13 protein-coding genes and 1 tRNA gene are annotated in these 14,099 nt (G+C 58.4%); 5 read left to right on the top strand and 9 right to left on the bottom strand.

Annotated features, from left to right (window positions below):
• Positions 1-18 precede the first annotated feature (18 nt).
• From AAFO92_RS16455 to AAFO92_RS16440, 4 genes are read right to left on the bottom strand one after another with little or no spacing between them, the layout of a single operon-like run.
• The gene (locus AAFO92_RS16455) at positions 19-1,143 is read right to left on the bottom strand and encodes a DNA polymerase III subunit delta' (protein ID WP_347536929.1); all 1,125 of its coding nucleotides are present in this window, start codon (positions 1,141-1,143) and stop codon (positions 19-21) included.
• The gene (tmk, locus tag AAFO92_RS16450) at positions 1,143-1,766 is read right to left on the bottom strand and encodes a dTMP kinase (RefSeq protein ID WP_347536927.1); all 624 of its coding nucleotides are present in this window, start codon (positions 1,764-1,766) and stop codon (positions 1,143-1,145) included. The genes AAFO92_RS16455 and tmk overlap by 1 nt, the downstream gene beginning before the upstream one ends.
• Positions 1,763-2,929 carry a D-alanyl-D-alanine carboxypeptidase family protein gene (locus AAFO92_RS16445; RefSeq protein ID WP_347536925.1) on the bottom strand — a complete coding sequence of 389 codons (1,167 nt, stop codon included), beginning with the start codon at positions 2,927-2,929 and terminating at the stop codon, positions 1,763-1,765. Before AAFO92_RS16445 ends, tmk begins: the two co-directional genes overlap by 4 nt.
• A gap of 11 nt (positions 2,930-2,940) precedes the next feature.
• Positions 2,941-3,861 carry an SPOR domain-containing protein gene (locus AAFO92_RS16440; protein ID WP_347536923.1) on the bottom strand — a complete coding sequence of 307 codons (921 nt, stop codon included), beginning with the start codon at positions 3,859-3,861 and terminating at the stop codon, positions 2,941-2,943.
• Between the two features lie 206 nt (positions 3,862-4,067).
• Between AAFO92_RS16440 and AAFO92_RS16435 the strand changes: the two genes are divergently transcribed.
• Positions 4,068-4,157, top strand: a tRNA-Ser gene (locus AAFO92_RS16435).
• A 197-nt stretch (positions 4,158-4,354) separates the two neighbouring features.
• On the opposite strand, the gene AAFO92_RS16430 is transcribed toward AAFO92_RS16435, so the two are convergent.
• Together AAFO92_RS16430 and AAFO92_RS16425 are read right to left on the bottom strand one after the other, a co-directional pair.
• A complete protein-coding gene (locus AAFO92_RS16430; RefSeq protein WP_347536921.1) occupies positions 4,355-5,350 on the bottom strand; it encodes a fatty acid desaturase in 996 nt (331 codons plus the stop codon).
• Positions 5,351-5,553: 203 nt separating this feature from the next.
• A complete protein-coding gene (locus AAFO92_RS16425) occupies positions 5,554-6,408 on the bottom strand; it encodes a class I SAM-dependent methyltransferase (protein WP_347536919.1) in 855 nt (284 codons plus the stop codon).
• Positions 6,409-6,497: 89 nt separating this feature from the next.
• Here AAFO92_RS16425 and AAFO92_RS16420 point away from each other — a divergent pair, with 89 nt between their 5' ends.
• On the top strand, positions 6,498-7,232 hold the full coding sequence (locus AAFO92_RS16420) for a DUF5765 domain-containing protein (protein WP_347536917.1): 735 nt from the start codon (positions 6,498-6,500) through the stop codon (positions 7,230-7,232).
• 84 nt (positions 7,233-7,316) lie between these two features.
• Here the strand turns inward: AAFO92_RS16420 and AAFO92_RS16415 are convergent, their stop codons facing one another.
• Complete coding sequence (locus tag AAFO92_RS16415; protein WP_347537323.1) at positions 7,317-7,748, bottom strand: adenylate/guanylate cyclase domain-containing protein; 432 nt, start codon at positions 7,746-7,748, stop codon at positions 7,317-7,319.
• Between AAFO92_RS16415 and AAFO92_RS16410 the strand changes: the two genes are divergently transcribed.
• The 3 genes from AAFO92_RS16410 to AAFO92_RS16400 all read left to right on the top strand — a co-directional run bounded on the left by AAFO92_RS16410 (position 7,698) and on the right by AAFO92_RS16400 (position 11,086).
• Positions 7,698-7,997 (top strand): hypothetical protein, encoded by a 300-nt coding sequence (locus tag AAFO92_RS16410; protein ID WP_347537334.1) that lies wholly within the window; start codon positions 7,698-7,700, stop codon positions 7,995-7,997. The genes AAFO92_RS16415 and AAFO92_RS16410 overlap by 51 nt on opposite strands.
• A gap of 249 nt (positions 7,998-8,246) precedes the next feature.
• Positions 8,247-8,954, top strand: a complete 708-nt coding sequence (locus tag AAFO92_RS16405) for a response regulator transcription factor (protein ID WP_347536915.1) — start codon at positions 8,247-8,249, stop codon at positions 8,952-8,954.
• On the top strand, positions 8,951-11,086 hold the full coding sequence (locus AAFO92_RS16400) for an ATP-binding protein (protein WP_347536913.1): 2,136 nt from the start codon (positions 8,951-8,953) through the stop codon (positions 11,084-11,086). The genes AAFO92_RS16405 and AAFO92_RS16400 overlap by 4 nt, the downstream gene beginning before the upstream one ends.
• Positions 11,087-11,582: 496 nt before the next feature.
• Here AAFO92_RS16400 and AAFO92_RS16395 read toward each other — a convergent pair whose 3' ends face one another.
• Both AAFO92_RS16395 and AAFO92_RS16390 read right to left on the bottom strand, forming a co-directional pair.
• On the bottom strand, positions 11,583-12,761 hold the full coding sequence (locus AAFO92_RS16395) for a DMT family transporter (protein WP_347536911.1): 1,179 nt from the start codon (positions 12,759-12,761) through the stop codon (positions 11,583-11,585).
• A 328-nt stretch (positions 12,762-13,089) separates the two neighbouring features.
• Complete coding sequence (locus AAFO92_RS16390) at positions 13,090-13,941, bottom strand: Crp/Fnr family transcriptional regulator (RefSeq protein WP_347536909.1); 852 nt, start codon at positions 13,939-13,941, stop codon at positions 13,090-13,092.
• Between the last annotated feature and the right edge of the window lie 158 nt (positions 13,942-14,099).

Genomic DNA, 14,099 nt, shown 5'->3' with positions numbered 1-14,099 from the left:
TTGAGGCCCTTGGCGGGCCTAGCCCGCGGCGGTTTGCTGTATCCTGAACACCGTATCTAGGACCAGCGCGGCAGGGTCAAGGTTGACCGCCCTGCCATGGCGGGCGCGAGCGCCGATCTCGGCCGCGCATTCGGCCCAGGCCCGAGCTTTCGCGGGATCGGGCGAGAGGCGCGCCAGCATGTCCGCTTCGCCGGGCGCGGCCTGAACCGCGGGGGCGGCACCGACCGCCCCGCTACGCGCCATCCGCGACAACAGCAGATCTGTCAGACCTATCAGCAGATCGAACCTGTCCTCGGCGCCACGCACCGCCGCGGCCTCGGCCAGCTTCAGGGCGCGGGCCCGGTCAAGCCGTGGCAGGGTTCCGAGAATCGCCACCAGTTCGGCATAGATTTTCAGACCGTCCAGGTTAATCAGCCGCACCGCTTCGCCCACCGACCCGCCGGACAGTTCGGCCAGGGCGCCGGAATCCTCGGGCACGTCGATACCCGCCTGGCGCAATGCCTGCGCCATATCACCGGCCGCCAACGGCGAAAGCCGCAATTCCCGACAGCGCGACCGGATCGTCGGCAACAGCCGCGTGGGCTGATGGCTGACCAGCAACAGGGTCGTGCGCGCAGGTGGTTCCTCAAGCATCTTCAGCAGCGCATTGGCGGCCTGCACATTCATCTCGTCAGCACAATCGAGGATCACGACGCGCCGCCCGCCATCGGCGGCACTGAGCTGCAGGAACTGGTTCAGTCGCCGCACGTCGTCGGCCACGATCATGTCGCGCATCCGGCCGGTTTTCTCGTTCACGCTGCGGGTGATGTGAAACAACCCCGGATCGGATCCCGCCAGCAACCGCCGCGCGACCGGGTGATCGGCCGAAATTTCAAGCGTTTCGGGGGAGGGCGGCGCATCCCCGAACAACCCGCCCTCTTCCGCGGCGGGCGTGGCCAGCAGGAAAAGGGCAATCCGCCAGGCCAGCGTCGCCTTGCCCACTCCGCGCGGGCCGGTGATCAGCCAGCCGTGGTGCATCCGGCCCGCGTTGAACGCCTCGAGAAATGCCGCCTGGGCGCTGTCCTGGCCGATCAGTTCCGGCGTTTCGCGCGGGTGCGGCGCCCCCTCGACACGGTCGGGTTCCGGCGGCGTTTCCGTGGCCATCAGATCCGCCCCTCGACCGCGCGACGCACATCGGCGGCCACATCATCAATCCCGCGCCCGCCGTCGATCACGATGAAACGGTCCGCGAATTCCCGTGCAAGCGCCAGAAACCCGTCACGCATACGCCGCTGCATGTCGCTGCCGAAGGATTCAAACCGTTCTTCCTCGCCGCCCCGCGACAGGGCGCGCCTGAGGCCGGTTTCAGGGTCCATGTCGATCAGAATGGTCAGGTCGGGCTCGCGGCAGATCATCAATTCGTGCAGCTGATCCACCAGCCGCCGCAGATCGGCGCGGCCCACCCCCTGATACATCCGCGTGCTGTCGGCGAAACGGTCACAGACCACGATCTTACCCTCCGCGACAGCGGGCGCGATGGTGCGTTCCAGGTGATCGCGCCGCGCGGCGGTAAAAAGCAGCAGCTCGGTCTCGGCCGACCATCGGTCCGCATCCCCCTCAAGCACCAGCTTGCGAATATCCTCAGCGCCCGGGCTGCCGCCCGGCTCGCGGGTCAGGACCACATCGCGGCCTGACGCCCGCAGATGATCGGCCAGAAGGCGCGCCTGTGTGGACTTGCCCGAACCGTCGATCCCCTCGAATGTGATAAACCGTCCCTGCCCGCTCAAAGCGCGCCCTCGGGCCCCTGTTGCAGGCGGGTCAGAAGCAGGCCCGACACGGTACGCAGGCGCGCCAGGAAGCCGCCCTTGGCGACATCATCCGAAGCCACCAGCTTGATCCGGGTTTCCGGCAATCCGTCTGGCGCAAAAACCAGCTCGGCCAATTCATCACCCTTGGCAATGGGTGCACGGATCGGGCCGGTATAGACCACCTCGGCATTCAGATTATCGTCGCCCAGAACCGGCATCAGGGTGGTCACATCCTCGGCCACGGTCAGCCCGACGGTGGTGGTGCTTCCCATCCAGACATCGGCCTGGGCAACCTGAGTGCCGGCCTTCACCACCGATTTTTCGACAAACTGGCGAAACGCCCAGTTGACGATGGCCGAACTCTCTTCGGCACGGGTTTTGACGCTGTCGAGGCCGGATACCACGAACACCACCCTGCGATCACCCTGCTTGGCCGACCCCACGAGCCCATAGCCCGCCTTGACGGTATGCCCGGTCTTGAGGCCATCGGCCCCGATACCCATCTTGAGCAGCGGGTTGCGGTTTTGCGTGTTCTTGGGGGCACGGCCGTCAAACTCGAACTCGGTTTCCGCGAACATCGGGTAGAATTCCGGAAAATCCTCGATCAGGTGTTTCGCCAGCAGCGCCAGATCGCGCGTGCTCATCACGTGGCCCGGGGCGGGCCAGCCATTCGAATTCATGAAGATCGAATTGGTCATCCCCATTTGCTGCGCGCGCTGTGTCATGTACCGGGCGAAACCGGCCTCGGTCCCGTCCGGGCTGAGCGCCTCGGCAATCACCGCACAGGCATCGTTGCCCGACAGCACGATGATCCCCCGCAGCAGATCATCCACCCGAACCTTGTCGGTCGTGTCCAGGAACATGGTCGAGCCGCCATAGCTCATCGCATGGGTCGAAACGGGCAATTCCTCGTCCATCGAGAGCCGCCCGTCGCGGATTGCCTCGAACGCCACGTAGAGCGTCATCAGCTTGGACATGGACGCCGGCGGCAGCGGCGTGTCCGCGTTCTTGTCCATCAGGATGGTGCCGGTGGTGATATCCATCACGAACGCGGCCTTGGCCGAGGTGTCGAAGGCACTGGCGGGCAGGGCCAGCGCCATCGTGAACAGGGCCGGAGCGAAGGAGCGCAGAAGACGATTCATGGTGAGAGCTTCTAGTTGGTTACGGGATAGGCATCTTCAAACCCGATGCCCTTGATCTTGTTCAGCAAAACGCTGCGTTCGGATCTGTTGGCCGCAGGTCCGACGATGACACGCCAGAAAGTCTTGCCCTGCGAACTCTGTTCCTTGACCGTGGGAACCATACCGGCCTGGCGCATTGCGGTCGCCGTGTTTTCGGCGTTCTGTTCGACACTGAAGATGCCGATCTGGATGAACGGTTTTTCCAGTGACGTTGCCTGCGCCGCGGGTGCAGGTGCCGCGGCGGCAGCGCGTGTCTGGGTCTCGGGCTCAGCCGCCGGTTCGGGGGCAGCGGCGGCGCCTTCCACGTCGGCCTCGTCGATCGCAGCGGCAGCGCCGGCGACCGGATCAAGCGTACTGACCTCGACTTCGGCGGGGGCTTCGGGATCGACCGCCGGGGCGGGCAGCGCCTCGGGATCGGGCGTCTTCTCGCGGCGCAGCGCGGTCACGTTCAACTCGACCGGGGCGCCTGCAAGCATCCCGAGCGCCGCGGCGGCGTCGGAGGAAACCTGCAACGCCGGACCGGGGTTGGAGCGTTCGCGCCGGAACAGCGCACCGATCACGAACTTGGAGTTACTGTTGTTGCGGATGATGACCCGCTCGGGCTCTTGCACGTCCGGGTGGGCCACCCAGACACCGCCCAGCGACGGACGGCCGTCCCAAAGCCCCTGACCGGTAGTCTGAAAAACCTCTGGCGCCTCGACGTCACGCTCGACCAGCTTGACCGACGAGCCTGCGGATGTCTCGCCGGCCGCCGCGGGTCTTTCCTTTTGACCAAGCTGCTTGAAAGGATTGAACGTCGCCCCTTCCTCGCACCCGGCCAGCATCACCATGCCGATCCCGGCCAACGCAACGTTGCGCCAGCTTGTCTTGCGGCCTCTGCGCTGAAAAATCATGCCTTGCCCCTTGCCTGTATTCGCGCCTGCCGACGCTGTTCCCCGGTTGGTGCCGGTCCCTGTGCTCTTGTGGCTGTTTTGGTCCCCGCGCGCACAGGATAACCAGTTGTCACCCGCAAGAAAAGTCTACAGGTGCGCCCTCGGCGATTTTCCACAGAAAACAACGTCTTTCAGAATCAAGACATGTTGGGTAGGAAAGCCGGGTCGGAGGAGTGGCAGAGTGGTCGAATGCACCGGTCTTGAAAACCGACGTAGGTGAAAGTCTACCGTGGGTTCGAATCCCACCTCCTCCGCCAATCAAGCCGCAGCCATGACCGGTTGGCGCAGACACTGCGCTAGATGAAGCCACGTCGACCGTCTGTCTGCAGATGTTCTCGAGGTCGTCTGACAGCGCGTCCGAGCGCTCTGAAGATAATAAAATCAGGCACGACAGCAACCATTGAACGAGGTCAGGGACGGTATCCAGTCGCTTGCCTGCGCTGGCTGAATCATGTCAACAATACCGGCGAAACCTTGGCAGGAGTTCCTGCACAAGTGTTTGCGGGAAGGGGATCATCCTTTCAGACGCCTCGTCCCACAACCGCCACCGCAAACTCTGGATGGCATCTGCTGGCCCTATCACGGCCCGGTTCCAATCATCCGCAATGGCTGCATTGCAGCGCTTGAGATTGTAGCAGGGAATCTTTGTATTGAAGTGGTGCAGGTCGTGATAGCCGAAATTAAGAAGGACAAAATCGACGACACGGCCAAGTCTGAGCGAACTGGCCCCGTGCAGCGCCACCATCCGCGCATCGCGTCGCTCTTGCCCTCTCCAATAGGTTTCCTCGAAATTATGCCCGACATAGACCACGAAGATGCCGAAGCTGCCGGCAAAGAAACTTCCCAAAAGCAAAGCGTAGAACGACCACCATCCCAGTAGCGCGACAACCAGTGCCCAAAAGCAGAACATGGCCAGATTCTGGAGGATAACATCGCGAATGCTTACTTTGCTCGTGTTTCGAGGCCAGCGATACCTGAGAAAATAAATCAGCAGCGGACCAATCAGAAACAGAGTGACGGGGTGGCGATACAGCCGATAAAGCATCTTGCGCGCAACGGGTGCGCATTCGTATTCCTGCCTGGTCATTACAAAGACCTCGTGAGCATCGCGGTGCGACAGGTCTCCGAGATGGGCATGGTGCAGGTTGTGATTATACCTCAGCACACTATGCGCAATGCCTGAAAACACCGACATGCACCCCCCGGCCAGGTCGTTGAGACCGCGGTCCGAAAAATAACTGTAATGCCCGCAGTCATGCTGAATGGAATACAGCCTCAGAATGCCAACAGCAAAGAACAGAGCGCCGAAGAACAAGGCCAGCCATGACGCGGCATGAACTGCTGGTATCCCCAGGCCCAAGACAACAATCGCAACACTTACAAACAAGGACTTCCAAGCCTGTCGGTCATCGGGTTGCGCGTAGATGCGCGGCACCTTGATTGTTTGCATCTCCGGATCTCTTTGCGAAAACGGATTGGAACCTCAACGCAATACTATTCACTGTACAATCTGAAAATATGCCCTGGAATATATCGGGCAGACAGGCCAAGCGAAACTCAATCCCGGCATTCTGTCAACCTGGCGGCACGGGCAACAGCCATGAAGATCCGCCTTCGGCGCCCTGTTTTCATTGCGCCACGACCGGTTGCGACTTACGGCAATGCCTCTTTCGCCGCTAAATTTTCTGAAGCTGGCCGATACCGGAACTCCAGGAAAATGTATGGCTGGAGGTTCTCGAGCCGCTTCAGACGCAGCAATTTCGTCACGCGAAGACCTTTCAGGATCTTTCCGAATGCACCTATGAAGGCCAGGTGGTTTCTATAGACATCGTCCGTGTCGAACCGCGCGATCATGCGGTCCGACACGTCGTGCCGAACCTTCAAACTTAGCGGGGTGTCCGCAAGTTGACGTTTGATTTCCGACAGGCGCACGAAATTCAAACTGTCCCATAGCCCATGCACGCCGTAGGTGTCTTCAACCCATGCGATACGCCGCCGAAAGAGGCGTGCCATCGTAGATTTGGAGCCGATGACAGGCCGGTTGAAATGCGGTTCAAAAGGGAAATCGTAGTTCGGGCAAAGCACGAGACATCGCCCGTCCGGCTTTAGAAAACGGGGAACCGTATTCAGGAAATGCCGCCAATCCGGAAGGTGTTCCATGACGTTTACCAGGTAGACGAGATCGTACCGCTCAGACGGCTCGAAGCTTTCATACGGTTGATGGCCTATGAGCGTTCCCAGCGACTGGAAGTAACGAAGCATGTCTGCCGTTGCCTCGAATCCCCCGGCCAAAGGTTCAATGCCTTCCATGAAAATCTTCGGATTTGTCTGCCGGAGCATGGTCAGCAGCAATCCGGCGCCGCAGCCGATCTCAAGCACACGGGAACCAGCTGACAACTGGCTGATCTCGGGTTCGAGGTTCTGGAAGTGGAACCGAGCGGCGCTGATCCAGATCTCCTTCAGCGGGAAATCAAAACTCGCAAGACCCTCCAGTATGGCGTCGTTCAAAACAAATCCTTTCGCTTAGAGGCCGCGGATGCATACTGAATACGGTTCAGGGCGACACACAAGCGGGGCCGGCCATGTGTTGGAACGGAATGGCATCATACACGATTGCTGCGGTGGGCGTTGCCGCGACGATCAAATCGGTGACCCGCGGTGACAGTGCTCTGCTATGGTCACCGTTGCTATACTTCACGACGATCGAGGCACTTCAGGGCTACTCCTACTCTGTAGAGGGCCAGTGCGCGCTGCCGCAGAACCAAGTTGCCACTTTGTTGGCATACATACATATCGCATTTCAGCCGTTATTCGCAGGCTTTCTGGCGTTGTATTTCATTCCGCGTGAGCTGCGCCGGCGAATAGCTCCGGTCTTTTTTACCTTCGGCGCGCTGACGGGGGCATATCTGCTGATACAGATATTCCCGTTTGAATGGGCTGGACCATGCCGGCCCGGCCGTCTTTTGTGCAGCGACAAGCTATGCGTAATGCGCGAAAGCTGGCATATCGGTTGGCATATACCGCTCAACGATATCGGAGAGCGCGTTCCGGCAGCGATTATTGGTTCCCAGTATCAGCTCAATTTTCCGGTGTATTTCGCTGTGATGTTCGGCCTTCCGGCGCTCTTGGGTTCGTGGAAGATCGTTCTCTACCAGTTCTTGATCGGACCAACCCTGGCATGGCTGACCACAGATAGCCCCACGGAAATGCCCGCGATATGGTGTTTGTTCTCACTTGGAATTGTCATGATTGTCGTATTCACGCCTCTTCGTGAGGTCATGAAAGTGCGTCACTGGCCGTTGTGGATTATCCTGCGCAAATCAACCCGCTAACCGTCGGTTCCCTGCGGGAAACAAGGTGAAGACCTGCGTGCTGACCAAATCTGTTGTCCCGCCGGAATCAGCCACCGATCAAAATCAACCGTCGACCTCGTAAAGCGTCCATTCGTCCGGCAGACCCCTCAATTTTCGGGACCCCACCTTGACGAATTCCAGTTCTGACCCAACGACAAGGTCGCGTACTGTGCTCGACACCCAGACCCGCTCACCCGGCGCCTGGTTCAGGACGCGGGCGGTAATCGCCAGCGCAATACCGGTCACGTCATTTGCGATACGCAGACATTCTCCTGAGTGAATACCCGCGCGCACCGAGAGCGCAAACGCCCTGGCTTCGGATTGGAACTGCTGTGCGCAGGCGATCGCGCTGCTGGGCGATTGAAACATGGCCAGAAACCCGTCGCCCAGAAACTTGATCAGCGTTCCACCATTCTGTGTCACTGTCCGGATCGCCGCGGCGTTATGTTTGTTCATTACATCCCGCCAATTTTCATCACCCACCCGCGCCGCCATTTCGGTGGAATTGACCGCATCCGTCATCATGATCGTGGTCAGGAAACGTTGGCCGCCGGTCTGGTCATGACTCTGGCGGGAATGATCCGCCATCGCCCGATCATGACGGCCGAGCTGTTCAACCTGGTTCAGGGGATGCAGGTTTGTCACGACATCCGCAGCGCATTCATTTTTTTCGGCGTCCGGGTATATGATATCACTGTCGCCGAGGGTTCCATGGTTCGCCGGATGCGAAACCGCTTTGGCTAACCCGTTTGTCAAGACTGCTACGTTTCGCATGCTTGCGCCCCCAAAAAAACTTCAATGGCTCAACCTAACCACGGCGTGTAAACGCGTGACGACCAAGATGTTAATGGAATGTTACCAGGCCTGCTTTTGACCCACCCTGGGGTTGTGAGTCAGGCGACTTTCGCTTCAGATAGAAGTAAGATCCCGCGTATTTTACGATAGCCATCTGGGTGCAATCTTGGACCGGTGGTGCATTTTGGGAAAGGAACCGTGAAAAAGCGAAGCATATTGCTGGTCGAAGACGATCCGTCCTTGCTTGCTCTGACGGCAGCTCTGTTAAGACCACATTTCAGCGTTCTCAAAGCATCCAGCGTTGCTGACGCGCGGGCAATCCTTGCGTCATCAACAGTGGACCTTGCGCTACTTGATCTTGGATTGCCGGACGAAGACGGGTTGGTTCTTGCGCGGTCCATGCGCGCGAAATCCTCGGAGCCGCCGATCATATTCCTGTCCTCCAGGGACAGCACAGGTGACAAGATCAGCGGCTTGGACGTCGGGGGCGACGATTACATTACAAAGCCGTTCGACCCGGATGAACTGCTATCGCGGATCAACGCTGTTCTTCGGCGCAGCGGATCAAGCGATGAAGCGTCGATCAAGGCATCTCACGTCACCCTGGGTGCAATTGAGATTGACCTCGACAGCCGGCGCGTCTGGAACGAGCGAAAAGAGACCGCTCCGCTGACCCGGGCCGAGTTCGACGTCTTGATGGCCATCGTGAATGCAAACGGGCGGGTGCTGTCACGCGCCGTTCTGCTGGACGCCGTAGCGCTATCGCCGGACCACGACGCAGGCGAGCGCACGATTGATGCACTGGTGGCAAAAATTCGGAAAAAGCTGTCGAACGGGCATGATGGAAAAAAGATTATCGTTACAGTTCAAGGTGTTGGATACAGGTTGGGTTTGGTACGAAGTTGAAAGCGCGCGCTTACATATATGACGAGGCGATCAACGCAGTCACCCAGAACTTCGTTGATGCCAAGGTGGAGAGCAAATACCGCGACTGGTATTTTGAATCCACGCGTGGTCAATTTCGGACCGCGCTGCTGTTCGGTGCATCCTTCTACGTCATTTTTGCCCTTCTCGAGATTTTCGTTCTGCGAAGCCGGACATTCGCCGGTGCAGACCTCGCCGTCTGGGGCGCAAGGTCAGTCATTATCACCTTCATTTTCGGGCTCTACTTCTTCTCCCACAAACTTCCCGCCCGTTCACTACCAGTCATCATTTCGGTTGGCTGGTCCTTCATGTACCTGATTATTTGGGCAGCCTTCGCATTCTCGGATCAGCACGAGTCAAAAGATTTCTTGTATCGCTTTGCCTTGATCAGCCTTGCCGGCACCGTCTTTCTGCCATTCGTGTTTTCCCATTCAGCCGCTTTGCAATTGCTGCTCTTCGTGCCGATTTCCTATTATCTGGTGTTTGACAGCACCGGTGCGGATCGCGACATCAGCACCTGGATCGGACCATCTTTTGTTCTGTTCTCGGTTGTCCTGATGGGCCTCTATGCAAAGCTGTTCTCGGAGAAAACATTGCGAGCGAACTTCGTTCAGAGCGTTTACCTGGAAAAGGCGCGGCGGGAGGCCGAAAAGGCAAATGACGCCAAATCGCAGTTTCTGGCGACCGCAAGCCACGAACTGCGCACACCGCTCAACGGTATCGTCGGAAACATCCGTCTCATCAAGCTGGGGAAACGCGACCGCGTGTCGCTCGACCAGAGGCTTGACGAGATCGAGCGATCAAGCCTCGCCATGAGAAACCTGATAGACGACGTCCTCAACATCGCGAGGCTGGAGGAAAACGCCGAGAGTTCTGAACTGCGGCCATTCAACCTGTCCGAGATTTTCCAGGATCTGGAGGCGGTTCTACGACCATTGGCACGATCGAAGAACCTGCAACTGACCATTCCCCGTTTTGACGATGAAATTTACATCCTGGGCAACAGCGGCCATCTGAGGCACATCCTTCTTAACCTTCTCGGAAACGCCGTGAAATTCACCCACAAGGGCTTTGTGTCGCTGTCGTTTGAGCAATCGAAACATTCCGTGGCGTTTACGGTCAGCGATACCGGCATCGGCGTCCCCGACGATCAACTGGATGGAATTTTCGAACCCTTCTCGCAGGCGTCCAATGTCGATGCTCGCAAGATGGGTGGCACGGGTTTGGGGCTGTCGATCGTTCGCGGGCTTGTTGCCTCTTTGGACGGAGAGGTCTCTGTCAAGAGCAACCTCGGCGAAGGAACTACTTTCCGGGTAGTCCTTCCGTTCCAGGCCGTGACGGATCGGTTGCCGCAACCGGAGCTGCCTGAGACCGCCACCACCGTCGGCGCGCCTCAGCGAGTGCTGATCGTCGAAGATGATCCGACCAGCATGGAAATACTCAGAAGCCTGCTGGAACATGACGGGCACACCGTCTTTGCCGCGTCCAATGGCACAGATGCAAAGAGGATTTTCCGGCCAGAACGTACCGATTGTATCATTACCGACATACGCCTGCCGGACATCACCGGCGTTCAGCTTGTCCTTGACCTCAGAGACGCATCACACGCGGAATCCCCCGACAGGGAAATCGCGGCCATCGCTGTCACCGCAAACGTGATGCCCGATGATCTTGCGAAATATGCAGCGGCCGGTTTCGATGCCGTCGTTTCCAAACCTCTGGACGAGAAAGTTCTGTATGGCGCAATCAGATCCGCCATCGGAATACAGCCACAAGGTGACACGCCAAACGCTTCGGACCCGAACAACAGGATGTCACGGCTCAAGGAGCTCATGAGCGACGAGGAATTCGAAAGCGTTCTGATGACGTTCAAAGAGGCGTTGGAGGAAGGTTATTCCGACCTGAAAAAAGCCGTGCAAGAAGGGGACAGAGATAGAATTTCCTACCTTGCTCACCGACTATCCGGCAGTGCAGCCAGCTTTGGTGAGACCGATCTTGCGAATACGGCCAAATCCGTTGAGATACAGCTGGACAGCGGCAATGATGCCTGCGTGGAAAAGATGCTTGAATCATGCGGATCTGTCTTGAGGAAGCTCCAGAGGAGAGCTCTGTAGCCACCTGCGGCTTCTACGGACCATCAGGGGCCATGCCTTCACAGCGACACACGCCACGAACGCCTTCTATTTTGGCGGTATCAGTTCGGCCCCTCCGGGCTGCGAAGATCAACAAACGCCGCAGCGCCGGATCAAGACTGGCGGGATTTTGTCTGACAGCTACGTGGTCAGCGTCAATGGGGATTGGCCCAGCCAGAAATAATGGCCCCCTGGCAGCCGGAAATTTGCCTTCAGACAAGTTTCCGACTGACAGAGGGCGCTGACTCGTAATGAAAATCACTGGTACTAATCACGGATGCAGATGCAAAAAATAAACATCCAGCTTCGGAAAACGGTACGATCGGTTACTCGCCACCAATCCCACGCGTTCTGCGCACCGCTTCGAAAACTCGAAAGTCTCCAGGCTGCGACAATTGGCAGAGCAGAGCGCTTCGCGATCAGGGAAAATTCAAGATCGCCGGTAGTACGCGTTGGGATAGTCCCCGTTCCCCTGCCCTCAACCTGAACGCCCTTGTCCCTGAACGCTGTGATCGCGATCACACTTTTCCGGGATTTCCCGACGAATTCCGCTGTTGCCAGTTTCGTAACGTGACAGTGGGCTCTGTGCTGACCGCGACGATGCGGTGTAAAAATGTGGTGATATCCGACTGTTGAATGCGCCGGTCAGACAGGCCTTGGCGGCGGCGGCTTCGCGGCTGAGCAGGATCGAAAACAGGATGAGCGCCGCACCTGGAACGAACCCCGGTCCGGGCACCTCGCCAAGCAGCGCCATCGCGATCAGAATGGCGGCGAGCGGTGAAAACGAATTCGCGAGCGTCAAGGTTTCAGAGCGCGCATGTTTGAGCGCAATGTTCCACGCGATCTGTGCGAGCACGATGACCGTGCCGACATAGAGCCAGATCCACGACCAGAGAACCGGCGCAAAGATATCCCTGAACGCGTCCGGACCCACAATCGCGCAGACCAGCGCAAAATAGATCGCCGACCCCAGGATCGTCCGCCCGACGGAAAACAGGCCGATCGGGATCTCTTGCAGGCTTCTGCGGGTGATCAGCGCGGAAGTGATATAGGACAGGGTGGCGGCAAGCGTTGCCCATTCGCCCTTGCCAAGCGCATCAAGCCCGGCCCCTTCGCGCATGCCGATCATCACGACGGCACCGGACAGGGCCACAAGACCTGCGCACATGGCCCTGCTGCTGAACCGCTCATTCAGAATGAGCCAGGTCGCCAGCAGGAAAAGCGGTGGTTCGACCCGGGTGACCAGCACGATGTTGGTCACGCTCGTGTGGGCCAACGCATAGAAAAACAGCCCCGGCGTCACCGCCGAGGAGAAAAACGAGGACAACACCAGATAGCCCCAGTTCCGGCGGGTCATCTGACGGAAGACGGCTGGTTGCAGCTCGTGCCGAAACAGAATTACCAGCGGCACGATCGAGAGTAGAGACCCCAGAAGCAGGAGATTCATGTAGGTGATCGCATTACGACCATCTGCAACCGGCATCGTTTCTCCTATCGAGACAAGCAGCGAAACGATGGAATTGGAAGCGGCGTACAAGATCATCGCGCCCCATGTGCAGATCAGACCGACCTGCGCCGGCGACAACGCTGGCACGCCCCTGAATGCGGTCCAACTATGGGTTGAAACGTCGGTTGTGGCGGGGTTCAGCATGGGCATGTCTCGCTTTCCTCGTTCCCGGCGGAGACGCTGGTGAACGGCACAACTCGTGCGATGGTCGGAATACGGGGCGCGGTACCCTTCTTTCCCCTGACAAACTTGTCCCGGACCCTAAAAAGGGCCTTCTTTTTCCGCGAATCGGCAGAAAAATGTCGTCAAGTCAAAGCGATATTGCGCAGCGGACTGTGCTACCCTGTCCAGGTTCCGGATCGATAATGTCCGGATCCGTCTCTGAAACGAAAGAGGGGTAAACCCCGAAATCCTGAGTTCTAAGATCTAATTCCAAGACCAATATTGCCGGTCTTTCGTTCTACCGCTGTGAACGGCTTCACGATTCTGGGAAATTTCTCAGGATTTCTGCTGGCCGCTGAACTTGGATGATCCCGTCCTGCATCACGATCAGACCGTGCTTTTGCAGTAACTTGAGTTGCTTGTTCACTGCTTCCCTGGTAACACCCAGCATCTCAGCAAGCGCATTCTGGGAAAACTTTCGCCTCAGATCCAGAACATCCTTGCGCAGTTCGCCGTGTTGGCAACCCAGTTCGGCAAGCTTGTGAAGCAACCGCTGCTTGAGGGATGCAAATGCCAGATCGTGCAGAATGTCGTTAGACTGCCGCAGCCGTTGCGACAGAAAGTCGATCAAGTGACTGGCCAGCGCCGATTTCTCATCCAGCAGCTCGACCATGGTCGTGGTTTCGAGGTGAAGAAGAAGACTGTCTTCGAGCGCAGAAACCGTGGCAGATCTGGGATACGGTTTGACAAGCGCCAATTCACCCAGCGGCGTGCCGATTTCCGGCAATGCCAGAGTCAGGACATGCCCCTCTTCATCGGTGATACTGACCCGGACCAGACCCGAGCAGACGACATAGAGCCCATTCGAGGGATCGCCCTGATGGAACAGAACCTTGCCACGCGGCAGGAATACGCCGTGCGCCCTTGACGCCAGCCGCGTGATCACATCGTTTTGCAGACCTTCGAATAGCGGACAGGCGCGCAGATATTTCTTCTTCTGCGGCTCTGCGATGTTCATCGGGTACCCTCTTGGCCAAGCTGGTGAAGCGTTGTCGCTGCAAACCCAGTTTATCCGATCCGGACGCAAATGGTATTTTTGAATGCCGAAGGCCTCATGGATGTCGGCGAAACACGGTGCCCGGTCACCGTCAGCGGGAACAAACGACAACGGCCCGACCACCTGGCCGCGCCGTTTTCTTATGGCCCGGATTAGGACGCTCGATCAGGAGAGGCGTTCCAGCAGGAACGGCACGATGCCCTGCAATCCCGTGGCTTTTTCCCCGCTGTCAGCGCGTGCCGTGACCCACATCCTCTTGCAGGTAGGAC

The organism is Roseovarius sp. CAU 1744, assembly GCF_039839345.1.
GTDB lineage: Bacteria > Pseudomonadota > Alphaproteobacteria > Rhodobacterales > Rhodobacteraceae > Roseovarius.
This window is presented reverse-complemented; position numbering and strand designations above follow the sequence as displayed.